Annotated in this window: 24 protein-coding genes and 1 pseudogene; 14 read left to right on the plus strand and 11 right to left on the minus strand. The window is 61.3% G+C overall.

Features of this window, described 5'->3' with window-relative positions; genetic code table 11:
- Positions 1-7: 7 nt before the first annotated feature.
- Entirely contained in the window at positions 8-709 is a 702-nt protein-coding gene (mnmC2, locus tag AC4CWH_RS02925; RefSeq protein ID WP_491320307.1) for a tRNA (5-methylaminomethyl-2-thiouridine)(34)-methyltransferase MnmC2, read from the minus strand.
- Between the two features lie 40 nt (positions 710-749).
- Here mnmC2 and AC4CWH_RS02930 point away from each other — a divergent pair, with 40 nt between their 5' ends.
- The 9 genes from AC4CWH_RS02930 (at position 750) to AC4CWH_RS02970 (ending at position 6,597) form a co-directional block, all read left to right on the plus strand.
- Entirely contained in the window at positions 750-1,961 is a 1,212-nt protein-coding gene (locus AC4CWH_RS02930) for an NAD(P)/FAD-dependent oxidoreductase (protein WP_491320308.1), read from the plus strand.
- 89 nt (positions 1,962-2,050) lie between these two features.
- Complete coding sequence (locus AC4CWH_RS02935) at positions 2,051-2,758, plus strand: DUF1045 domain-containing protein (RefSeq protein WP_491284132.1); 708 nt, start codon at positions 2,051-2,053, stop codon at positions 2,756-2,758.
- 86 nt (positions 2,759-2,844) lie between these two features.
- Positions 2,845-3,771: an allantoinase PuuE gene (gene puuE / locus AC4CWH_RS02940; RefSeq protein ID WP_491320309.1), complete on the plus strand. Its 927-nt coding sequence runs from the start codon at positions 2,845-2,847 to the stop codon at positions 3,769-3,771.
- Positions 3,771-4,271, plus strand: coding sequence for a 2-oxo-4-hydroxy-4-carboxy-5-ureidoimidazoline decarboxylase (gene uraD, locus AC4CWH_RS02945; protein WP_491320310.1), 501 nt, complete (start codon positions 3,771-3,773; stop codon positions 4,269-4,271). Before puuE ends, uraD begins: the two co-directional genes overlap by 1 nt.
- A gap of 60 nt (positions 4,272-4,331) precedes the next feature.
- Entirely contained in the window at positions 4,332-4,625 is a 294-nt protein-coding gene (locus AC4CWH_RS02950; RefSeq protein ID WP_491320311.1) for a nucleotidyltransferase family protein, read from the plus strand.
- Positions 4,622-4,984, plus strand: a complete 363-nt coding sequence (locus AC4CWH_RS02955) for a HepT-like ribonuclease domain-containing protein (RefSeq protein WP_491320312.1) — start codon at positions 4,622-4,624, stop codon at positions 4,982-4,984. Before AC4CWH_RS02950 ends, AC4CWH_RS02955 begins: the two co-directional genes overlap by 4 nt.
- Positions 4,985-4,990: 6 nt before the next feature.
- Positions 4,991-5,491, plus strand: a complete 501-nt coding sequence (locus AC4CWH_RS02960; protein ID WP_491320313.1) for an ureidoglycolate lyase — start codon at positions 4,991-4,993, stop codon at positions 5,489-5,491.
- Positions 5,488-5,844, plus strand: coding sequence for a hydroxyisourate hydrolase (uraH, locus tag AC4CWH_RS02965; RefSeq protein ID WP_491320314.1), 357 nt, complete (start codon positions 5,488-5,490; stop codon positions 5,842-5,844). Before AC4CWH_RS02960 ends, uraH begins: the two co-directional genes overlap by 4 nt.
- A 6-nt stretch (positions 5,845-5,850) precedes the next feature.
- Positions 5,851-6,597: a metallophosphoesterase family protein gene (locus AC4CWH_RS02970; RefSeq protein ID WP_491321339.1), complete on the plus strand. Its 747-nt coding sequence runs from the start codon at positions 5,851-5,853 to the stop codon at positions 6,595-6,597.
- Positions 6,598-6,848: 251 nt separating this feature from the next.
- Here the strand turns inward: AC4CWH_RS02970 and AC4CWH_RS02975 are convergent, their stop codons facing one another.
- Complete coding sequence (locus AC4CWH_RS02975) at positions 6,849-7,994, minus strand: alpha-hydroxy acid oxidase (RefSeq protein WP_491320315.1); 1,146 nt, start codon at positions 7,992-7,994, stop codon at positions 6,849-6,851.
- Positions 7,995-8,151: 157 nt separating this feature from the next.
- On the opposite strand from AC4CWH_RS02975, the gene AC4CWH_RS02980 reads away from it, so the two are divergent.
- Positions 8,152-8,397, plus strand: coding sequence for a type II toxin-antitoxin system Phd/YefM family antitoxin (locus AC4CWH_RS02980; RefSeq protein WP_491320316.1), 246 nt, complete (start codon positions 8,152-8,154; stop codon positions 8,395-8,397).
- The gene (locus AC4CWH_RS02985; RefSeq protein WP_491320317.1) at positions 8,387-8,671 is read left to right on the plus strand and encodes a type II toxin-antitoxin system RelE family toxin; all 285 of its coding nucleotides are present in this window, start codon (positions 8,387-8,389) and stop codon (positions 8,669-8,671) included. Before AC4CWH_RS02980 ends, AC4CWH_RS02985 begins: the two co-directional genes overlap by 11 nt.
- On the opposite strand, the gene guaD is transcribed toward AC4CWH_RS02985, so the two are convergent.
- Positions 8,666-9,973 (minus strand): guanine deaminase, encoded by a 1,308-nt coding sequence (guaD, locus tag AC4CWH_RS02990; RefSeq protein WP_491320318.1) that lies wholly within the window; start codon positions 9,971-9,973, stop codon positions 8,666-8,668. The two genes, AC4CWH_RS02985 and guaD, sit on opposite strands and share 6 nt — an antisense overlap.
- Positions 9,973-11,214, minus strand: coding sequence for a urate hydroxylase PuuD (gene puuD / locus AC4CWH_RS02995; protein WP_491320319.1), 1,242 nt, complete (start codon positions 11,212-11,214; stop codon positions 9,973-9,975). The genes guaD and puuD overlap by 1 nt, the downstream gene beginning before the upstream one ends.
- A gap of 276 nt (positions 11,215-11,490) precedes the next feature.
- Between puuD and AC4CWH_RS03000 the strand changes: the two genes are divergently transcribed.
- Complete coding sequence (locus AC4CWH_RS03000; protein WP_491320320.1) at positions 11,491-11,829, plus strand: hypothetical protein; 339 nt, start codon at positions 11,491-11,493, stop codon at positions 11,827-11,829.
- Here AC4CWH_RS03000 and AC4CWH_RS03005 read toward each other — a convergent pair.
- Positions 11,823-12,728: a LysR substrate-binding domain-containing protein gene (locus AC4CWH_RS03005; RefSeq protein ID WP_491320321.1), complete on the minus strand. Its 906-nt coding sequence runs from the start codon at positions 12,726-12,728 to the stop codon at positions 11,823-11,825. The two genes, AC4CWH_RS03000 and AC4CWH_RS03005, sit on opposite strands and share 7 nt — an antisense overlap.
- A gap of 175 nt (positions 12,729-12,903) precedes the next feature.
- Here AC4CWH_RS03005 and AC4CWH_RS03010 point away from each other — a divergent pair, with 175 nt between their 5' ends.
- Positions 12,904-13,074, plus strand: coding sequence for a hypothetical protein (locus AC4CWH_RS03010; protein WP_491320322.1), 171 nt, complete (start codon positions 12,904-12,906; stop codon positions 13,072-13,074).
- 13 nt (positions 13,075-13,087) lie between these two features.
- Here AC4CWH_RS03010 and AC4CWH_RS03015 read toward each other — a convergent pair whose 3' ends face one another.
- Positions 13,088-13,999, minus strand: coding sequence for a LysR substrate-binding domain-containing protein (locus tag AC4CWH_RS03015; RefSeq protein ID WP_491320323.1), 912 nt, complete (start codon positions 13,997-13,999; stop codon positions 13,088-13,090).
- A 112-nt stretch (positions 14,000-14,111) separates the two neighbouring features.
- Between AC4CWH_RS03015 and AC4CWH_RS03020 the strand changes: the two genes are divergently transcribed.
- Positions 14,112-14,354, plus strand: coding sequence for a hypothetical protein (locus AC4CWH_RS03020; RefSeq protein WP_491320324.1), 243 nt, complete (start codon positions 14,112-14,114; stop codon positions 14,352-14,354).
- Here the strand turns inward: AC4CWH_RS03020 and xdhC are convergent.
- From xdhC to xdhA, 5 genes and pseudogenes are all read right to left on the minus strand, one after another.
- On the minus strand, positions 14,349-15,161 hold the full coding sequence (gene xdhC, locus AC4CWH_RS03025) for a xanthine dehydrogenase accessory protein XdhC (protein WP_491320325.1): 813 nt from the start codon (positions 15,159-15,161) through the stop codon (positions 14,349-14,351). The genes AC4CWH_RS03020 and xdhC overlap by 6 nt on opposite strands.
- Positions 15,154-16,212 carry a sensor histidine kinase gene (locus tag AC4CWH_RS03030; protein ID WP_491320326.1) on the minus strand — a complete coding sequence of 353 codons (1,059 nt, stop codon included), beginning with the start codon at positions 16,210-16,212 and terminating at the stop codon, positions 15,154-15,156. Before AC4CWH_RS03030 ends, xdhC begins: the two co-directional genes overlap by 8 nt.
- A 92-nt stretch (positions 16,213-16,304) precedes the next feature.
- Positions 16,305-18,641 (minus strand): xanthine dehydrogenase molybdopterin binding subunit, encoded by a 2,337-nt coding sequence (xdhB, locus tag AC4CWH_RS03035; RefSeq protein ID WP_491320327.1) that lies wholly within the window; start codon positions 18,639-18,641, stop codon positions 16,305-16,307.
- Positions 18,642-18,692: 51 nt separating this feature from the next.
- Positions 18,693-18,842 (minus strand): annotated as a pseudogene (locus AC4CWH_RS03040) (endonuclease domain-containing protein); the annotation flags it as partial.
- 10 nt (positions 18,843-18,852) lie between these two features.
- Positions 18,853-20,328, minus strand: coding sequence for a xanthine dehydrogenase small subunit (gene xdhA / locus AC4CWH_RS03045; protein ID WP_491320328.1), 1,476 nt, complete (start codon positions 20,326-20,328; stop codon positions 18,853-18,855).
- Between the last annotated feature and the right edge of the window lie 9 nt (positions 20,329-20,337).

Below are 20,337 nucleotides of genomic sequence, written 5' to 3' on the forward strand. Positions count from 1 at the left end.
TAACTGTTCAGGCGGGGCGGGTGCCTGAGAGCATTTCGCGCTTGCCGGCAAAACCCGGTGAGCGGTTGACGATAAAACCGGCGGCCTGCAGGTTGCGGCGCACGAAGCCGGCAGCCGCATAGGTGGCAAAGCTTCCGCCGGGCCTTGTCTTGTCAAACACCGCCTGCATCAGGTGCGGTGACCACATGGCCGGATTGCGCGACGGCGCAAAGCCATCGAGAAACCAGGCATCGACATCGGCCGCCATCAGGGGCACCGTGCTTTCCGCCGCACCGCAGATCACCGTGAGGGAAACATTGTCTGCAGGTTGCAGCGTGATGCTGCCTTGGCAGACATCCGGCCACCGGGCAATGAGCGCCTTTCGCTCCTCATCGATCTGTGGCCAGTGGGCAAGCGCCCGGTCGATGTCGCAGCCGGCCATCGGGTATAGCTCGAACGAGGTGAAATGCAGGCTGGCGCTTTCGGGAGCCAAGAGCTTCCATTGCCGAAAAGTATCGCAAAAATTTAAGCCGGTGCCGAAACCCAGCTCGCCGATGCGAAATGTCTGCGCCTCTGCCCAGCGCTCCGGCAGGCCGTTTCCGGCCAGAAACACATGGCCGCATTCCAGCCGGCCATCGGTCTGGCAATAAAAATGATCGCCAAACTGGCTTGAATAGGGCATATCGCCCTCGCGCCATTGAAGCGCCAAGTCCACATGTGTGTCTGTCATCTCGGCATCTGACGCAGGATCTGCAAGGGGCCAGTCTTTCATGACAAAAGCCGATAGTCCCGTCTTCATCCCCGGTCAATCCGCAAACCCGGCCACCACAACGCCTGGACATGTCGATCTCTTGATCGTCGGCGCAGGTATCATGGGGCTCTGGGCGGCGGTGAAGGCCGAGCGGCTGGGCATAAGGGCGCTGCTGATCGATCAGGATCACCCCGCATCGGGTGCAAGCGGCGGCCTTCTCGGCGCGCTGATGCCGCATATGCCGGATCGTTTCAACGAGAAGAAACAGTTCCAGTTCGATGCGCTGCTGGCGTTGGAAGACGAAATTTTCCGTCTGGAAGCCGAGACGGGCTTGTCCTGCGGTTATGCGCGCTGCGGCCGGCTGATCCCGCTGCCGAAACCGCATCTGCGCAGCCTTGCCGAAGGCCATTCGAAAATGGCCGAAACCCATTGGCAGGCACCCGACCGGCAGTTTTTCTGGAACGTGCTGGACCGGCCGCCGCAGCCGGACTGGCTGTCGCCGGATGCCGCCCCCTGCGGCGTAGTCGAGGATACATTTGCCGCGCGCATTTCGCCGCGCCGGCTGACGGCAGCGCTCGTCAATTCTGTTGATGCCGGGCGGCATGTGCGCCGGCTCGATGGCGTTCGAGTCGAGCGGCTGGAGGGGCGGCTGGCGCAGCTTTCCACCGGTGAAACGATCGCTTTTGGCCATGCCATCATCGCCGCCGGGCCGGGCTCCTTTCCGCTCCTGCAGCAACTGGGCACAAGGCGCCAGCCTCTTATTCGTCCGCTCGGCAGCGCGGTGAAAGGGCAGGCGGCACTCCTGAAGGCGGATATCGATCCGGGTCTGCCGGTGCTCTTCCTCAACGGCCTTTATGTCGTGGCCCACGAGGGAGGACATGTGGCGGTTGGCAGTACCAGCGAGGAAATGTTCGACGACCCCCACTCCACCGATGTGCTGCTGGACCAGCTGATCGAAAAGGCGCGGGCGCTGTCGCCAAAACTTCATGATGCGCAGGTTGTGGAACGCTGGGCGGGCCTTCGCCCCAAGGCCATCGACCGTGATCCGATGGTCGGACCCCATCCTGATTTTGCCCATGTCATTGCTTTGACGGGCGGCTTCAAGGTGAGTTTTGGCCTTGCCCATCGGCTGGCCGATGCAGCGCTTGCGTTTGTGGGTGGCATGCCTTGCCCGCTGCCGGCTTCTTTTTCCCTGTCACATCATCTTGAAGTTGCGCAAAGGCAAAAATAACCCCTATGCCGCGTCGTCAATCTGTCACGCAAATCACCTAGATCCTACCTCAGAGAGAGGGGCCTGGCGGGTGCGAGGTGAGGTGACGTATGCGATATGCCATCAATTTTACGCCGCCGGCCAGTGATCCGCTGACGCTTGCTGCTGCGCAATGGCTGGGGCGAAATGCCTTTTCCGGGGAGGCGACGGAGCCGCCGGCCATTCGCGGCCTTGGCATTCACGAGATTGCCTTCAACACGGCCGTGCCGCGCCGCTACGGGTTTCATGGCACGCTGAAGCCGCCTTTCCGGCTGGCGGACGGCATGACCGAGGCGCTGCTTTTGCGCAATCTCATGCATTTTTCCGGCCAGCACCCGCCATTTCGCCTGCCAAAGCTGGAAGTGGTGCGGATTGGCAACCGCTTTGCGCTGGCGCCAGTGTTGCCATCGGAACCGCTGCATCATCTGGCGGGCGCTGTCGTGCAGCATTTCGATGTGTTTCGCGCAAGCCTCACCGAGGCGGAACTGGAACGCGCCGATCCCGGCCATCTGTCGGCCACGCAGTTTTCCAATCTCTACCGCTTCGGCCATCCGCATGTGATGGATGAATTCCGCTTCCACATGACGCTGACGGGGCCGGTGGGAGCATCGGAAATCCCCCGCTTCGACGCGATGTTGCGCCGTTATTTCGAGCCGTTTCTCGAACGGCCGCCGGAAGTGTTGAACCTTGCGCTGTTTGTCGAAAGCGAACCGGGCGCGCCTTTCGTCGTCCATTCGCTGCATCCGCTCGGCAGCGTGTCTGCACGCCGGAGCGCCTGACATCTCCTTGCGTGCAATGCAACATTGCGTCTCGACTTTCGCCACGCGGATGTTACCGTCAGGCCTTTGCTTCAAAAGGTGATTTGATGGTGGCAGAGACTGATTATCCGCGCGATCTCGTTGGTTATGGACGCCAAGTGCCGCATCCGCACTGGCCGGGAGAGGCCCGCGTGGCCGTGCAATTCGTCATCAATTACGAGGAGGGCGGCGAAAGCTGCATTCTCGATGGCGATCCGGCCTCTGAAAACCTGCTGTCGGAAATCGTCGGTGCGGCAGCATGGCCTGGCCAGCGCAATCTCAACATGGAAAGCATCTACGAATACGGCTCGCGCGCCGGCTTCTGGCGCCTGCACCGGCTGTTTACCGGGCTGAACGTGCCCTGCACGGTTTATGGCGTCACGCTTGCCATGCTGCGCAACCCGGAAGCCGTGGCTGCCATGAACGAGGCCGGCTGGGAGATTGCCAGCCACGGTTATCGCTGGCACGAATACAAGGATTACCCGGAAGACCTCGAGCGCCAGCACATTCTGGACGCCGTGCGCCTGCACACCGAGATTGCCGGCGAGCGGCCCTACGGCATGTACCAGGGTAAGCCCTCGGACAATACGCTGCGGTTGGTGCAGGAGGAGGGCGGTTTTCTCTATTCCTCCGACAGCTATGCCGATGACCTGCCGTTCTGGGTGAGGGGCGTGGACGGCAAGCCGTTCCTCATCATTCCCTACACGCTCGATGCCAACGACATGCGTTTTGCAACGCCGCAGGGTTTCAATTCCGGCGACCAGTTCTATTCTTACCTGAAGGATACGTTCGATACGCTTTATCAGGAAGGCCTGGAAGGCGCGCCGAAAATGATGTCCATCGGCCTGCATTGCCGCCTTGTCGGCCGTCCGGGTCGTATCGCCGCGCTCAAACGCTTCATGGAATATGTGCTCTCCCACGAAAAGGTGTGGATCCCGAAACGCATCGAGATTGCCCGCCACTGGCACGAGCACCACAAACCGGAAACGATCTGATGATCACGCGAGAAGATTTTGTCGACCGCTTCGGCGGCATCTTCGAACATTCGCCGTTCATTGCCGAGCGCGCCTATGACGACGGCATGGTGCTCGGTGACCATCTGAACGTCGATCGCGTCCATGCTGCGATGGTGGCCGTGTTTCGAACGGCGGATGCCGAGGAAAAGCTTTCCGTTCTCAGCGCGCATCCGGATCTTGCCGGCAAGCTTGCGGTGGCAGGCGGACTGACCGAGGACAGCGCCAAGGAACAGGCCGGTGCCGGCCTTGATCGCTTAAGCCCGCAAGAGCATGCGCGCTTTACCGAACTGAATACCGCCTATGTCGAAAAATTCGGCTTTCCCTTCATCATCGCCGTGAAGGGGCTGAACAGACACGATATTCTGGCGGCCTTCGAGGCCCGTATCGGCAACAGCCGCGCAGACGAGTTCGAGACCGCGTGCGGCCAGGTGGAGCGCATCGCGCTGCTGCGGCTCGAAAGCCTGCTGCCGGATCCGTGAAGATCGCTTTGCCGCCAAGGCAACGTCGCTTATAGTCACCGGTGCAGAAGGAGTGTTTCCATGCGCCCATCGGAAGTGCTGGAGAGGAACCGCGACGTCATTCGTCGCCTTGTGGCAAAGCGCAAGGCTGAAAACCCGCGCGTCTTCGGCTCCGTTGCGCGCGGCGAAGACCGCGAGGGCAGCGATCTCGATATTCTGGTCGACCCACTGGAGGATACGACGCTGTTTGATCTCGGCGGACTGCTGGTCGATTTGCAGAATGCCTTGCAGGGCGCCGAAATCCATCTTCTGACACCCGGAGATTTCCCACAGCGCATCCGTGCGCAGGTGCTGCAGGAAGCAAGGCCCGTATGACGCGCCCGCGCCTGATCGTGTATCTGGAGGAAATGACGCGGGCGTGCAACGAGATTGGCCAGTTTATCGCCAGCATGTCCAAGGACGGGTTTCTTCAGGACGTTCTGACGCAACGCGCGGTGGGGATGAATCTTCTCATCATCGGCGAGGCGGCCACGCAACTGGCCGATCTCTATCCGGATTTCGCCGCAGACCATCACGATATGGCGTGGGTGGAAATGCGCGGCATGCGCAATCGCATCGCCCACGGATACCTCAGTATCAATCTCGATACGGTGTGGATGACGGCGACTAAGGCCGTCCCCGACCTTCTTTTCCAACTGCGCATGCTGCGCCAGATCCATGCCCAGGGTGAATGATTTTAGATGCCGACGATGCTTCCTGTCCGTGCGCTGACGCGCGATGCCTTCCTGCCCTTTGGGGATGTGATCGAGGCCGATCCGGCCACCATGAGACACATCAATGGCGGCAATACCGAGCGGTTTCATGCGCTGGGGGCCGCGGAAGCACTGGGCGAGGGTGCTCGCGTCATCCTCAACATCTTTCGCGGCCAGCCGCGCAGCTTACCCTATGCCATCTCCATGATGGAGCGCCATCCCTTTGGCAGTCAGAGCTTTTCGCCGCTTTCTGGCCGGCCTTATCTCGTTGTGGTGTCAGAGGATGAGGGCGGGCGGCCGGGCGTGCCGCAGGTTTTTCTGGCACGCGGCGATCAGGGCGTGAACTACCGGGCCAATGTCTGGCACCATCCCCTGATGACGATCGGGGCCGCCAGCGACTTTCTGGTTGTCGACCGCGACGGGCCCGGCAACAATCTGGAAGAATTCTTTTTCGATCAGCCTTTTTTCATCAGCGAGCCACACTCATGACCGGATTGACCACGCATGTTCTCGACACGGCCCTCGGCACCCCGGCGGAAGGGCTGCGTATCGACCTCTTCCGATTGAACGGCGAAAGCCGCTCGCTTCTGAAGACGGTCGTGACAAACGGCGATGGCCGGGTGGAGGGCGGACCCATTCTGATCGGCGAAGATTTCAAGGCCGGCATTTACGAGCTGGTGTTTTATGCCGGCGATTACCTGCGCAAGGTGCAGGCGCCGCTGGCCGAGCCCGCCTTTCTCGATGTTATCCCGATCCGTTTCGGCATTGCCGATGAGGCCGGGCACTATCATGTGCCGCTTCTCATCTCGCCCTATGGCTATTCCACCTATCGCGGGAGCTGACCAGTGATGCGTTTTGCCGCCATCGCCGATATTCATGGCAATTGTGCAGCCCTTGAGGCCGTGCTGCTTGATATCGGCGCACAGGGAATTGCCACCAATGCCATCGTCAACCTGGGCGACTGTTTTTCCGGGCCGCTGGAAGCGGATCGTGTGGCCGACCTCTTGATGTCGCTCGATCTTCCCACAGTGCGCGGCAACCATGATCGATACCTGATCGAGCAGCCGCGGGCTGATATGCATGCCTCGGATGCTGCAGCCTACGATCTTCTGGATCCGCTGCATCTGGAATGGCTGACAACCCTTACCCCCACGCTTGTCTGGCATCGCGATGTCTATCTCTGCCATGCAACGCCTGAGGACGATAACACCTATTGGCTGGAGACGGTCTCGCCGGACGGCGCGGTGCATCTGCGCCCGCGCGCCGGTATCGAGGCGCGCGCGGAGGGCATTGCGCAGTCGCTGATCCTTTGCGGCCATTCGCATCTTGCGCGCGCGGTCCAGCTTTCGGATGGCCGGTTGATCGTCAATCCCGGCAGCGTCGGCTGTCCGGCCTATGAAGACGATGCGCCCGTCTACCACCGCGTCGAGGCCGGCACGCCGATGGCCTCCTATGCTATCTGTGAAACGGGCGATGCCGGCTGGACCGTCAGTTTTCGCCTGGTGCGTTATGACAACATGGCGCAGTCGCGTGTCGCAGACGAAAACGGCCGCCCCGATTGGGCAGCCGGTCTGGCAACGGGGTGGCTGGCGTAAGCTTCGATGGTTGCGAATCGGCAATTGATAGCCTAACGTACGTCATAGGGCCCAGGACGTGCTGATTTTATTCAGCCGGACTACGCTCATGAAAGATTATAAATTCCCCATTCCAATTGGCGAAGTTGCTTTGGTGTTAGTCGAAAGACTGGCTCTTCAGAGAAAACAATGCTGTTGCCAAGAAGTGTCTGCGGAACACTGCAAGCAAGTTCATCCGCAAACACTTGATGGCTCATCGGAAGCCAAAGCCCTCAATACGGCGAGTGCGCAATAATCCCCTTGTCCACGGCCTTGATGTCGCGTTTGCCGCAGAGCGCCATGGTGATATCCATCTCCTTGGCGATGATGGAAAGCGCAAGTTCGACGCCTTCTTTCCCCATGGCGCCAAGGCCGTAGAGGAAGGGGCGGCCGATATAGGTGCCTTTGGCGCCAAGCGCGACGGCCTTCAGCACGTCCTGGCCGGAGCGGATGCCGCTGTCGAGATGCACCTCGATGCGGTCGCCAACGGCTTCCACGATTTTCGGCAGCATGCTGATGGCAGACGGTGCGCCATCGAGCTGGCGGCCGCCGTGGTTGGAGACGATGATGGCGTCTGCGCCGGTATCGGCGGCAGCGCGCGCATCTTCCTCGTCTAGAATGCCCTTGATGATCAGCTTGCCCTGCCAGCGCTCCTTGATCCAGGCGATATCGGCCCAGGAGAGGCGCGGGTCGAACTGTTCCGCCGTCCAGACGCTGAGCGAGGAAAGGTCGGAAACATTTTTGGCGTGGCCGACGATATTGCCAAAGCCGTGGCGTTTGGTGCGCGCCATGTCGAGGCACCACTTGGGCCGCGTCGCCATCTGCCAGATGTGTTTTGGCGTGAATTTCGGCGGGGCGGAAAGTCCGTTGCGCAAATCCTTGTGGCGCTGGCCAAGGATCTGCAGGTCGGCCGTGACGACAAGCGCCGAGCAACCGGCAGCCTTGGCCCGCTCGATGAGGTTTTCGATGAAGGCGCGGTCCTTCATCACATAAAGCTGGAACCAGAACGGTTTTGTGGTGACCGAGGCGACATCCTCGATCGAGCAGATGCTCATGGTCGACAGTGTGAAGGGCACGCCAAACTCTTCCGCAGCCTTGGCTGCCAGCATTTCGCCATCGGCATGCTGCATGCCGGTCAGACCCGTCGGCGACAGCGCCACTGGCATGGAAACCGGCTGGCCGATCATCTCGCTCTTCAAGGAGCGGTCCGTCATGTCCACCAGCACGCGCTGGCGAAGCTTGATCGCCGCAAAATCCTGCTCGTTCGCCCGGTACGTCCCCTCCGTCCACGAGCCGCTGTCGGCATAGTCGAAGAACATTTTTGGCACGCGGCGGCGAGCGAGGTTTTTGAGGTCGGCGATGGTCAGCGGCTTGGACATGGGCGCGGTATTCTCCTCTGAAGGGCTTGCTAGATCACTACCATATGGGGCGGGTGAGGAAAGTGAATTCCGCAGACAACAATCAAGGGTAGGCTGCTGTGATAACGGGCCTTGGTGTGATATATGGTGCGAAAAATCAGCTTAAAAAAGGTGACGAATGCAGCGTGTCGAAGCAGAGATGGCCGTCAGTGTCTCCGATGTGAAGAAGAACCCAACCGCTGTCGTGGACGGGGCAAACGGGCAGGCGGTTGCCGTCCTCAACCATAACCGGGTGATCGCCTACATGGTGCCTGCCCGGACCTATGAAGCGCTGATGGACGCGCTTGATGACCAGACGCTTGCCGAGATTGCGCGGGCGCGGGCAGGGGATAAGGGTGTTCCGGTCGAACTCGATGACCTATAGACTCGAGTTTCTGCCCGCCGCGCTCAAGGAGTGGGAAAAACTCGGGGATACGCTGCGCGCGCAGTTCAAGCGCAAACTGGCTGAGCGGCTGGAGCATCCGCGCGTTGCGGCCGATCTCCTGCGTGGCATGCCCGATCACTACAAGATCAAGCTGCGTGCCGCCGGATACCGGCTGGTCTACCGGGTGGAAGACAGCCGCATCACCGTGGTTGTCGTTGCCGTCGGCAAGCGGGAGCGTTCGGCCGTCTACAAGGCCAGTCAAACGCGATCATAGCCCGCTCTTCATCGCCCGTCCCGCCACATAAGTCTCCACCACGCTGCGGTCGTCCCCCAGCGTCTGCAGCAGGAAAAGCTCTTCCGGCAGCGTGCTGATCGTTTCCATCCGCAGCTTCATGGCGGGGGTCGCTGCGGCATTCAGCACCACGAGGTCGGCGTCGGTGCCGTCTTCCAGCGTGCCGATGCGGTCGGCCAGTGACAGCGCCTCGGCATTGCCGCGGGTCATGTGATAAAAACTGTCGAGCGGGTTCAGGCGCTCACCGAGCAGCTGCTGGATCTTGTAGGCCTCGTCCAGCGTCTTCAGCATGGAATAGCTCGATCCGCCGCCGATATCGGTAGCTACGCCGATGCGCACCGGCTTGTCCCGCCGTGCGAGCGCTTTCAGCGGAAACAGGCCTGAGCCGAGAAAGAGGTTCGAGGTGGGGCAATGCACCGCCACCGAGCCGGTGTCTGCCAGCACGTCTGCCTCGCGCTCCGACAGGTGGATGGCATGGCCAAGAAGGGTCTTTTTGCCGAGAAGACCGTAGCGGGCATAGATGTCGGTGTAGTCGGTCGCGTCGGGATACAGTTCGCAGGTGTAGCGGATCTCGTCGTGGTTTTCCGACAGATGCGTCTGGATATGCAGGTCTGGAAATTCTTGCGCCAGCGCCTGCGCGGCGCTCATCTGCTCCGGCGTGGAGGTGATGGCAAAACGCGGCGTGATCGCCACGTGGTTTCGGCCCTTGCCGTGCCATTCCTCGATCACCGCGCGGGTTTCGTCATAACCGAGCTGGGCGGTGTCGAGCAGGCCCTGCGGGGCGTTGCGGTCCATCATCACCTTGCCGCCCACCATCAGCATGTTGCGGCGCATGGCCTCGGCAAAAAAGGCGTCGGCGGAGGTCTTGTGAACGGAGCAATAGGCAACGGCGGTCGTGGTGCCCTGGCGCAGGAATTCGTCATAAAAATGCGTGGCGATGCGCGCCGCATGGGCGGTCTCCACGAAGCGGCATTCCTCCGGGAATGTATAGGTGTTCAGCCACTCGAGCAGGTTTGCGGCATAAGAGGCAATCACCTGCATCTGCGGAAAATGCACATGGGTGTCGATCAAGCCGGGCAGGATGAGGTGCGGGCGGTGGTCCACCTCCTCGGCGGTCTCAGGAGCCTGCGCCTTCACGTCGCGATAGGTGCCGGCCTTCACGATCCGGCCATCCTCGATCAGCAGTCCGCCATCCTCCTCATAGAGGTAGCTTGCGGTATCGGAGAGGCTTTCGGGCGCGCGGTGGAAGGACAAAAGGCGGCCGCGCAGGAGAAGGCATGTCATTAGCGTGTGGCTCCGGTGGCGCCCGTGGCGCTTTCATACCACGCGGTCAGAAGCTTGCGCTCCTCCGGCGTGATGGCTGTGATATTGCCGGGCGGCATGGCATGGCTGCGGCCGGCCTGGATATAGATTTCATGGGCATGGGCGGCAATCTCGCCATCCGTTTCGAACTTTACGCCCTTTGGTGCAAAGCTGATGCCTTCCCAGGCCGGTTCTGCCGCATGGCACATGGCGCAGCGGCCCTGCACCACATCGCGGGCGGAGGCGAAATGCACGTCGCTCGCAAACTTTTGCTGGATGGGCGACAGGGAAACCTCCGTTTCACCCGTCAGAACTTTTGGCACGGTCGACAGCCACATGATCAGGATAAACAGGATCACCGTGACGAGCCATGTCCAGGTCGGTTTTCCCTTGCGCGCATGCGTGGTGTTGAACCAGTGGCGGATGGTGACGCCCATCAGAAACACCAGTGCTGCAATCATCCAGTTAAACTGCGTGCCAAAGGCCAGCGGATAATGGTTCGACAGCATGAAGAAGATGACGGGCAGCGTGAGATAATTGTTGTGCAGCGAACGCTGCTTGGCGATGCGTCCGTATTTCGGATCGGGCGTGCGCCCGGCAATCAAGTCGGCAACGACGATCTTCTGGTTGGGAATGATGATGAAGAAGACATTGGCCGACATGATGGTGGCGGTGAAGGCACCCAGATGCAGGAAGGCGGCGCGGCCGGTAAAGACCTGCGTATAACCCCAGGCCATGGCGACCAGCACGACATAAAGCAGCGCCATCAGGCCCCAGGTATTGTTGCCGATGGGCGATTTGCAGAGCTGGTCATAGATGATCCAACCAACCGACAGCGAGGCGATGGAGAGACAGATCGCCTGCCAGGGAGCCAATTCCAGAAGGCTGTGGTCGATGAGGAAGAGATCTGCGCCGCCATAATAAACGATGGCGAGCATCAGGAAACCGGACATCCAGGTGGCATAACTTTCCCACTTGAACCAGGTCAGGTGCTCCGGCATCGAGGCGGGCGCCACGAGATATTTCTGGATGTGGTAGAAGCCACCGCCATGCACCTGCCATTCCTCGCCATAGGCGCCGGCGGGCAGATGTGCGCGTTTGACCAGCCCGAGATCGAGCGCGATGAAATAGAAGGACGAGCCGATCCAGGCAATGGCCGTGATCACATGCAGCCAGCGCGCGGCAAAGCTCAGCCATTCCCAGGCGATGGCATATTCGTACATTCCAGAATCCCTTCCTGTTCCCCGGCCAGATACTGTGCGAAAATTTTGTGCCGAAGGGAAGGGGAAAGGGTGCGCTGCAACAGGTGCTTCCCACGCAAAGTCGCAATCAGCGGGGCTGGTGCCAGGCTGTCGGCGACTGTGAATTGTGCATTGCGATAAATGCGGATTAGCCGATGCATGCTTATGCGCTAATATGATGCTTGCAAGGCAGCCGGTGAAGGCAACCGTGGCGCGTTCACCGACGATGACATGCACACATCAACGGAGACTAAGCTCATGCGAAGCATTCCGATACTGGTGGTGGTTGCGTCTGCGTTCCCGTCCAGCCTGCTCGCCCACGAGGCGCTGACCGGTTGGAAATATGAAGCCTTCTGTTGCAATGGCAACGAGCACAATGGCGATTGCCAGATGATCTCGACGAAGAACGTCCGGGTTACCCCCCAAGGTTATGAGATTTCGCTGCGTCCCGGCGAACACCGGCTGGTGACAAGGCGCCACGATTTCAGTGTGCCGCAGAGCCAGACCCGCCGCAGCGGAGACGAGGAGTATCATCTCTGTCTTTATCCCGACGAGGATACGCTGCGCTGTTTTTATGCCCCCGACATGGCCTATTGACCTGATGACAACCAGGACGGCAGGGTGCCTGTCATCCACTGGCGAAAGGCCACGACCTTGGCCGATCTGCGCCGGCTTTTCGGCGAGATGAGCCAGTAGGTTCTGTCGTCCTTCTTGAAGATGTCGAAGGGCATGATCAGGCGGCCGGCCTCCAGTTCCTCGCGGTGAAGAAACGGGCTCAGCAGCGCCACGCCGTGACCGGCAATGGCGGCGCTGCCTTCCAGATCCAGCGCGCCGTCGGCATCGATCGTGATCGTGCCGGGCAGGGGGGTGTCGATGCCGTTCGACCGGAACCAGATCCCCCACCATTTGCTGCTGCCGCCGATCAGCGGCAGTTTCAGAAGATCCGCCGCGGTTGTCACGCCGCCGATTGTTTCGGCCAGCTTCGGGCTCAGCATGGGTGCATAGTTCAATCGGAACAGTTCATGCGCCTCCACATCCGCCGACGGCCGCTCGCCCCGCCAGATGACGACATCGGCATTGTCGGTACCAAAATCGACCGGCTTGTCCACCCTGAGGATGCGCACCGCAAGCCCCGGATGCTGGAGCTGGAAAGCGCCGATATGGCGGGCGAGCCAGTGGGAGGCAAAGGTTGGCGTGGAGCGGATTTCCAGAATACCGTCTGCCTGTTCCCGCGCGTCGGCCAAAGCATCGGTCAACAGTCCGAAGGCTTCCGAGATTTTCGGCAGCATGCGCTCGCCGGTTGCCGTGAGGATGCTGCGCCGCGCCTGGCGGATAAACAGCATCTCGCCGACATGGTCTTCCAGAAGCCTGATCTGGTAGCTGACCGCCGTTTGCGTCATGCCCAGTTCTTCGCCCGCTTTGGTGAAGCTGCCGAGCCGTGCCACGGCCTCGAACACCCTGACTGCGTTGAGCGGCACCTTGCGCGACAGTTTCACCGATAAGCTCTCTTTCTGTCTTGGCTGTTCGTTTGAATTGGTATGGCGCAGGAAACGGGTGGTATGTGACTGAATAGAGGCTCATCTGTCGAGCCAGACATCAAATAATTCTTAAAATTTGGAGACGATCATGGCGGTCTGGACCAGAGGTTCTGCCGGGTGGAGAGGCGCGTTCTTGGCTTGGCTGAAACGGCACTTGCCGTGCCGCAGCCGGCGCGCACTACCGAATGTCAGCCATCTCACGAATGCCCTGCGCCTCGACGTGTCGGCGCCGCCGCAACTGCTCCCGTCACGAGAGGACGATCTGTGGGAGCGCATCCGCACGGCAAAGCTGCCGCCGCTTTAACCTCAACACCGGCTCACGTCCTGCTTTCAGAAGGGTTGGCATCAAAACCCGGCAGCGCCTTTTTGAGGAACGCGCGGAACGCACGCACCTTGCCGGAATTGCGGCGCGCTTCGGGATAGACCAGCCAGTAATGCGATCCATCCTCGCAGGTGAGATCGAACGGCTGGATCAGGCGCCCCATCGCCACTTCCTCCGGATAAAATTCCGGGCGCAGAATGGCAACGCCATGGCCGGCAACGGCGGCCGCCGCCTCGAAGGATTGTGCACCGAGCTTGCTGCGCGGATACCGTGCCAGATCCGCATCCGGATAACCGGCGGCATTAAACCAGATCCGCCACCACGGGTCGCTCGGATCGATGATCCTGAGTTTCAACAGGTCCAGCGGCTCACGGATGCCGCCGATACTGTCGGCCAGCTGTGGGCTCAGCATGGGAGTGAAATGATTGCGCATGGCAAAATGCGCCGTCAGGCCGGGCCAGTGCCCCTTGCCGGTGCGGATGGCAAGGTCGGCTTGCGTCTTTGAAAAATCGATGACCTCCTGCGATGTTTCCAAGCGCACGGCGATGCCCGGATTTTGCAGCTGGAACACCCCGAGATGGCGTGCCAGCCACTGCGAGGCAAAGGTTGCCGTGGCATGGATGGTGAGCGTGCCCTCGGCCGTCTGGCTGAGATCGTTCATCGCCTCACGCAGAAGCTCGAAACTCTCCGACACCTTGGGCGCCAGCCGTTTTCCGGCATCCGTCAGCTGGATCCGGCGCGGCTGGCGCAGGAACAGCACCTCGCCCAGCGTATCCTCCAGCAGTTTTACCTGATAGCTCACCGCCGTCTGTGTCAGGCCGAGTTCTTCGCCGGCCTTGGTAAAGCTCAGGTGGCGCGCCACAGCCTCGAACACCCGCAAGGCATTCAGCGGGAACTGTTTTGACATCTTCAATGCATCAACTCTCTTGATCCATGCAGACGAAGCTTCGATTGGATCCTCGCCCTCTTTTCCCGCATCCTAAAGACAATTCGCTCGACAGGATAGAGGGAGCAAGCCCATGAGTTTACACGAAATTAGAGGTATCGTCCGCCCGGCACTGCTGCTTGATATCTGGCGCCAGATCGGTGTGTGGCTTGGCGGAAAAAGCAGGCCACGCAGCAATGCGCTTCATCTGGAGGAGATGCCGGGATCGCAGTTGCAGGACATCGGGTTTTGCGATGGGCGCCAGACGCGTCACGGTTTGCCTCACAAGACCGCCTTCGACGCTGCCCGCGATGCCATGCTGCGCCGGTCGTTATGAAGGTGCGCCGGGGAGGCTGGCATAAACGGTGAGCAGTTCGGCGGCCACCAGCGCTGCGATGACGGTCGGGCGCTTGTCACGCACCGTTGTGCCGCCGATGGGCAGGATGAGCCGATCGGCGGAGAGGGCACCGTCCGTTTCCCGCGCCAGCCAGTTTCGGAATGTGGCGCGTTTTGTGGCCGAACCGATCATGCCGACATAAGGCAGGTCGGCGCGCGACAGCGCCTCGCGGGCGATCAGGAAATCCAGCGCGTGATCGTGAGTGAGGATGAGGACGGCGCTGCCGGGGGCAAGATCGCGCACCAGCGCTTCCGGCATGGCGACATGGCGGGCTTTTACGCCCTCGGGCAGATCCTCCAGCGCCTCGGCCCGCGTCTCCACCACCGTAACCGAAAAGGGCAGGGGCTGGAGCGCGCGCGCCAGCGCCTGTCCGACATGGCCGGCGCCGAACAGCATGACTCCGGGGAAGGCGGCAGACTCTGCGGCAGCGCGTGCCCTGAGGTCAGCGGCCATCTGTGGCGTTACCGTCTCGAAACTCAGCAATGTGCGCCCGCCGCAGCACTGGCCGATGTCTGGGCCAAGCGGAATGTCCATCTCGCCCAGACCTTCGCCATCGATGAGGCGACGCGCATTGTCGATTGCCATGAATTCCAGCTGCCCACCGCCGATCGTGCCCCAGCTTGCGGTGGCGGCAACCAGCATGATGGCGCCTGCCTCACGCGGCGTCGATCCCTTGGCCTGGCGGATCGTCACGCAGACACAAGCGGCATGCCTGTTGAGAAACAGTTCTAGCCCGGCTTCAGACATCGTCGCCCTGGCGGAAGACGCCAACCAGTTCGAACCTCAGCCCGTCCGGGTCGTAGGTCGTCGCGCCGGTTCCGGAAAAATAGTTGGCGACGATCTGGTCGGTGAGGCGTGAGCCGAAGCCGCGACGTGTGGGGGCAGAAACCGGCGGTCCACCGCTTTCGTGCCAGGTAAAGCGAAAGGCATTGTCCGTCCCGGCCGACCAGATGATATCGATGGTTCCGCTGCCATTGGACAGAGCGCCATATTTCAGCGCATTGGTTGCGAGTTCATAGACGGCAAGAGACAGGCCCACGGCCTGCTGCGGCGAAACGCGAACTTCCGGACCGGAGATGCGGATGCGTGCGGGATCATCCACATGGGCTGCCATGCTTTCGGTCACAACCGCGTCGATCAGCGCATCGTTTTCCGATTGGTGGATGAGGCTTTGCGCCTTGCCAAGGGCTGCGACACGGTTTCCAAGCGTCAGGCGTGCTTCCTCCAGCGTCTGGGCATGGCGCATGGTGGCGCTGACAACGGCGGTGGTGACCGCCATGGTGTTCTTCACTCGATGCACCAGTTCCCGCCGCAGCATTTCCTGCTCGCGTTGGCTCTTGATCAGCGGTGTGGTGTCGACCGCCACGTTGATCAATCCACGAACAATCCCGTCGTCATCGTAAAGTGGGCTATAGGAAAAGGTCCAGAAGGTTTCCTCCAGATAGCCGTTGCGCGTCATCATGAGGCGCATGTTTTCCATATAGGTGCTCTTGCCGGCGAGCGCCTGATCCACCAGCGGTTTTACGTCGTCCCAGACGTCGGCCCAGATGGTGTGAAACGGCTGGCCAAGGGCGCCCGCCTCCTTCGCGCCGAGAAACGGCCGATAGGCATCGTTGTAGAGCATGTTGAGGTCAGGACCCCAGAACAGGCAGATCGCATGGCCCTGCTGCACCATCATCTGCACGATGGCGCGCAGCGACTGAGGCCAGGTGTCAATTCCATCCATCCCTGTGCGGGACCAGTCGAACACGCGGATCGCCTGTCCCATCTGCCCACCGTCTTTGGGAAATTCCTTCACTGCGTCTTGTCTCCGGCCGCATCTCATCACGGTTATATATTATCGATTGCAGCAGCTATCCGATAGGGCGCTTGTTCGGCCGGGGTCACACTCTACAACGACTTCAGCCTCTCCACCGCCATCAGCACGCGCTCGGGCGTCGCGGGGGCATCGAGTCTGGGGCAGACGCTGTAATCGGCCACGGAAGCCACCGCCATGGAAATCGCTTCCAACACCGAGATCGCCAGCATGAAGGGCGGTTCGCCGACGGCCTTGGAGCGGCCGATGGTGGGTTCGCGGTTTTCCGACCATTCGGCAAGCTTGACGTTGAAGATCTTTGGCCGGTCGGAAGCGAGCGGGATCTTGTAGGTGGAAGGGGCGTGCGTGCGAAGCCTGCCCTTGGCATCCCACCACAGTTCCTCCGTCGTCAGCCAGCCCATGCCCTGCACGAAGGCGCCTTCCACCTGGCCGATATCGATGATCGGGTTCAACGAGCGACCGACGTCGTGCAGGATGTCGGTACGCTCCACCATGTATTCGCCGGTCAACGTGTCGATGGAGACTTCCGAGCAGGCGGCGCCATAGGCGTAATAATAGAAGGGGCGGCCGCGGCCGGCGGCGCGGTCCCAGTGGATTTTGGGCGTCTTGTAAAAGCCTGCGGCAGAGAGTTGCACGCGGTCGAAATAGGCGGCCTTCACCAGTTGATCGAAGGACAGCGTTTCGGTGCCCACCCGCACGCGGTTGGGCAGGAATTCCACGTCCGCCACCGTCACCTGCCATTTGCGGCAGGCGAAATCGACAAGCCGTTCCCTGATCTGGCGTGCGGCATCATAGGCCGCCATGCCGTTCAAGTCCGAGCCGGAGGAGGCGGCGGTGGCAGACGTGTTCGGCACCTTGCCCGTCGTCGTCGCGGTGATTTTTACCCGCTCGATATCGACATTGAAGGCATCCGCCACCACCTGCGCCACCTTGGTATAAAGCCCCTGGCCCATTTCCGTGCCGCCGTGGTTCAGATGGATCGAACCATCGGAATAGACATGCACGAGGGCTCCCGCCTGGTTGAAGGCGGTCATGGTGAAGGAAATGCCGAATTTGACCGGTGTGAGCGCGATGCCCTTGCGGATAACAGGGCTTGTTGCGTTGAAATCGATGATTGCCTGACGCCGCGCGCGGTAATCGCTGGAGGCTTCGAGTTCCTCCACCACGCGCAGGATCACATTGTCCTCCACCTCCTGGTGATAGGGGGTGAGCGTGCGCCCGGAGCCGGGCTGCCCATAAAAATTCAGCTTGCGCACATCAAGCGGGTCTTTGCCCACCGCATAGGCGATTTCCTCGATGAAACGCTCGCCGCCCAAAAGCCCCTGCGGCCCGCCGAAACCGCGAAAGGCGGTGTTGGAACAGGTATGCGTCTTCAAAGGCTTCGAGGTCAGATGCACATGCGGATAGAAATAGCTGGAATCGGTGTGGAACAATGCGCGGTCGGTGACGGGGCCGGAGAGATCCGAGGAAAACCCGCAGCGTGCTGCAAACGTCGCATCCACCGCATGGATACGGCCTTCCTCGTCAAAGGCGAGATCGTAATCGACGCGGAAATCATGGCGCTTGCCGGTGACGGCCATGTCCTCGTCGCGGTCGGGGCGAAATTTGACGGCGCGGTTGAGCTTCTTGGCGGCGACGGCAGCCAGACAGGCAAAATGATTGCCCTGCGTTTCCTTGCCGCCGAACCCGCCGCCCATGCGCCGCGTGTTGACGGTGACGGCATGGTTGGCGCAGGCGAGCACATGCGCCACCATATGCTGTACTTCCGTCGGGTGCTGGGTGGACGACCAGACGGTCACATCCTCGTCTTCGCCGGGAATGGCGAGCGCAATCTGGCCTTCGAGATAAAAATGCTCCTGCCCGCCAATCACCATATGGCTCTGGATACGCAGCGGCGGTGTGTTGATCTCGGTTTCCGGCTCGCCGCGCTTCAGCGTCATGGGTGAGACGACCATCGGTGCGCCATTGGCCAGCGCGCCTTCGATGTCGGTCCAGTGCGGCAGATCGCGGTATTCGATCTTGGCAAGCCGTGCCGCACGACGCGCCGCATCCCGGCTTTCGCCGATCACCACGAAGATCGGCTGGCCGTGGAACTCGACCTTGTCGGTGGCGAGCAGCGGCTCGTCATGGCTACCGTTGGAGGAGACGTCGTTGACGCCTGGAATGTCGTCTGCCGTCAGCACCGCCACCACGCCGGGGGCGGATCTGACTGAGGAGAGATCGATGGAGAGGATATCCGCATGCGCCCGGTCCGCCATGCCAAGTGCCGCATGCAGCGTGCCCGCGGGCTCCGGCATGTCGTCGATATATTCGGCCGTTCCCGTCACATGCTTGTGGGCGGAATCGTGCCGCAGCGAGGCGTGCATCGGGCCGTTGATGGTGGTTTTTGCTTCGAAGGTGGTGTTGTCCATCAGCGGGTTCCTTCGATGACGCTATATTTCGCAATTGCTGGGTGGCGTTGCCGCCCCCTCATCCGCCCTTCGGGCACCTTCTCCCCGAGGGGAGAAGGGAGGTGCCGCAACGCTGCCGTTCCCCTCTCCCCTCGGGGAGAGGTCCGCCGAGCGAAGCGGAGGCGGGGTGAGGGGGCCGCATGGGCAGAGGTCAGAAAATATGCGCCCATCCTCACACCTCCTCCACCACGTCGAACCGCTTCAACTCCTGCGGCTGGCCGGCGGTTTCCAGGAAAAAGCGGGTGAGCAGGTTTTTCGCCGTCAGCGCCCGATATTCGGCGCTGGCGCGCCAGTCCGACAGCGGCTGATAATCCTCGGCAAAGGCGTCCTGCGCTGATGCCACCGTATTCCAGCTCCAGGGTTTGCCGAGAAGCGCGTCCTCGACAGCCTTGGCGCGTTTCGGCGTGCCCGCCATGCCGCCGAAGGCGATGCGGCAGGTTTCCACGCAGCCTTCGCCGTCAAGGGTGATGGTGAAAGCGCCGCAGAGCGCCGAGATATCCTCGTCACGGCGCTTGGAGATCTTGTAGACGGCGTAGAACGCATCCTCATGCAGGGTCGGCACAAAGATTTTTTCCACGAATTCGCCGGGCTGGCGATCCTGCCGGCCGTATTCGATAAAATAATCCTCAAGCGGCAGTGTGCGCGAGGCCGTGGCCGAGCGCAACGTGACGGCGGCGCCAAGCGCAATCAGCGCCGGCGGCATGTCGCCAATGGGCGAACCGTTGGCGATATTGCCGCCAATCGTGCCCATGTTGCGCACCTGCGCGCCGCCGATGCGGTCGATCAGCCGGCCAAGGGCGGGATAGGCAAGGTCAAGAGCGTTCAGCGCATGGGCATAGGTGACGCCGGCGCCGAGCGTGATGCCGGCCTCGTCCTCGGTGATCGTCTGCAGATCGGTCAGCTGGTTGATGAAGACGACCGGATCGAGCTTGCGCATCTGCTTAGTGACCCAGAGCCCGACATCGGTGCCACCGGCCACCACAGTCGCCTGCGGCTCGCGGGCCAGCGTATCGGCGAGGCTCGCAAGCGTGCCGGGAATGATGGCGCGATCATTGCCCTTTGTGACAATAATGGTGTCGGAGGTGGCGCGGATGGTCCAGAGTTTTGCCATCACTTCGGCGCGGTCACGCTCGATCGGGTCAAACAGCGCGCTCGGGCGTTCCGCCGCCACCTGTTCGGCGGCCTTCACAATGGGCTCATAGCCCGTGCAGCGACAGAGATTGCCCTGCAGCGCCTGCTCGATTTCTTCGCGGTTCGGCTCGCCGTTGGCCATCCAGAGGCCATAGAGCGACATCACGAAGCCCGGCGTGCAGAAACCGCATTGCGAGCCATGACAGTCCACCATCGCCTGCTGCACCGGGTGCAGTTTGCCGTCCTTGCCGGCCAGGTGCTCCACCGTCACCACATGGGTTCCGTGCAGGGAGCCGAGGAACCGGATGCAGGAATTGACGCTTTCATAACGCAGGGCGCCGCCGATGAGGCGCCCGACAAGCACCGTGCAGGCGCCGCAATCGCCTTCCGCGCAGCCTTCCTTGGTGCCGGTCAGCCGCTTTCTGAGACGAAGATAATCGAGCAGCGTCTCGGTGGGGTGAAAATCCCCCAGCACAATCTCGTCGCCGTTCAGAATGAAGCGGATGGCTGATGTCATGCGTGCCCC

This window comes from Neorhizobium sp. PAMB6716, from assembly GCF_058242805.1.

Bases quoted from the DNA above. Each gene is read 5' to 3' on its own strand.
- xdhB (WP_491320327.1), bottom strand. From the start codon at position 18,641: ATGGACAACACCACCTTCGAAGCAAAAACCACCATCAACGGCCCGATG.
- AC4CWH_RS02985 (WP_491320317.1), top strand. From the start codon at position 8,387: ATGACCTATAGACTCGAGTTTCTGCCCGCCGCGCTCAAGGAGTGGGAA.
- mnmC2 (WP_491320307.1), bottom strand. From the start codon at position 709: ATGACAGACACACATGTGGACTTGGCGCTTCAATGGCGCGAGGGCGAT.
- AC4CWH_RS02950 (WP_491320311.1), top strand. From the start codon at position 4,332: ATGCGCCCATCGGAAGTGCTGGAGAGGAACCGCGACGTCATTCGTCGC.
- puuD (WP_491320319.1), bottom strand. From the start codon at position 11,214: ATGTACGAATATGCCATCGCCTGGGAATGGCTGAGCTTTGCCGCGCGC.
- AC4CWH_RS02975 (WP_491320315.1), bottom strand. From the start codon at position 7,994: ATGTCCAAGCCGCTGACCATCGCCGACCTCAAAAACCTCGCTCGCCGC.
- AC4CWH_RS03020 (WP_491320324.1), top strand. From the start codon at position 14,112: ATGAGTTTACACGAAATTAGAGGTATCGTCCGCCCGGCACTGCTGCTT.
- AC4CWH_RS03000 (WP_491320320.1), top strand. From the start codon at position 11,491: ATGCGAAGCATTCCGATACTGGTGGTGGTTGCGTCTGCGTTCCCGTCC.
- xdhC (WP_491320325.1), bottom strand. From the start codon at position 15,161: ATGTCTGAAGCCGGGCTAGAACTGTTTCTCAACAGGCATGCCGCTTGT.
- AC4CWH_RS02980 (WP_491320316.1), top strand. From the start codon at position 8,152: ATGCAGCGTGTCGAAGCAGAGATGGCCGTCAGTGTCTCCGATGTGAAG.
- AC4CWH_RS02955 (WP_491320312.1), top strand. From the start codon at position 4,622: ATGACGCGCCCGCGCCTGATCGTGTATCTGGAGGAAATGACGCGGGCG.
- AC4CWH_RS02930 (WP_491320308.1), top strand. From the start codon at position 750: ATGACAAAAGCCGATAGTCCCGTCTTCATCCCCGGTCAATCCGCAAAC.
- puuE (WP_491320309.1), top strand. From the start codon at position 2,845: ATGGTGGCAGAGACTGATTATCCGCGCGATCTCGTTGGTTATGGACGC.
- AC4CWH_RS02935 (WP_491284132.1), top strand. From the start codon at position 2,051: ATGCGATATGCCATCAATTTTACGCCGCCGGCCAGTGATCCGCTGACG.
- uraH (WP_491320314.1), top strand. From the start codon at position 5,488: ATGACCGGATTGACCACGCATGTTCTCGACACGGCCCTCGGCACCCCG.
- AC4CWH_RS03015 (WP_491320323.1), bottom strand. From the start codon at position 13,999: ATGTCAAAACAGTTCCCGCTGAATGCCTTGCGGGTGTTCGAGGCTGTG.
- AC4CWH_RS02960 (WP_491320313.1), top strand. From the start codon at position 4,991: ATGCCGACGATGCTTCCTGTCCGTGCGCTGACGCGCGATGCCTTCCTG.
- guaD (WP_491320318.1), bottom strand. From the start codon at position 9,973: ATGACATGCCTTCTCCTGCGCGGCCGCCTTTTGTCCTTCCACCGCGCG.
- xdhA (WP_491320328.1), bottom strand. From the start codon at position 20,328: ATGACATCAGCCATCCGCTTCATTCTGAACGGCGACGAGATTGTGCTG.
- uraD (WP_491320310.1), top strand. From the start codon at position 3,771: ATGATCACGCGAGAAGATTTTGTCGACCGCTTCGGCGGCATCTTCGAA.
- AC4CWH_RS02970 (WP_491321339.1), top strand. From the start codon at position 5,851: ATGCGTTTTGCCGCCATCGCCGATATTCATGGCAATTGTGCAGCCCTT.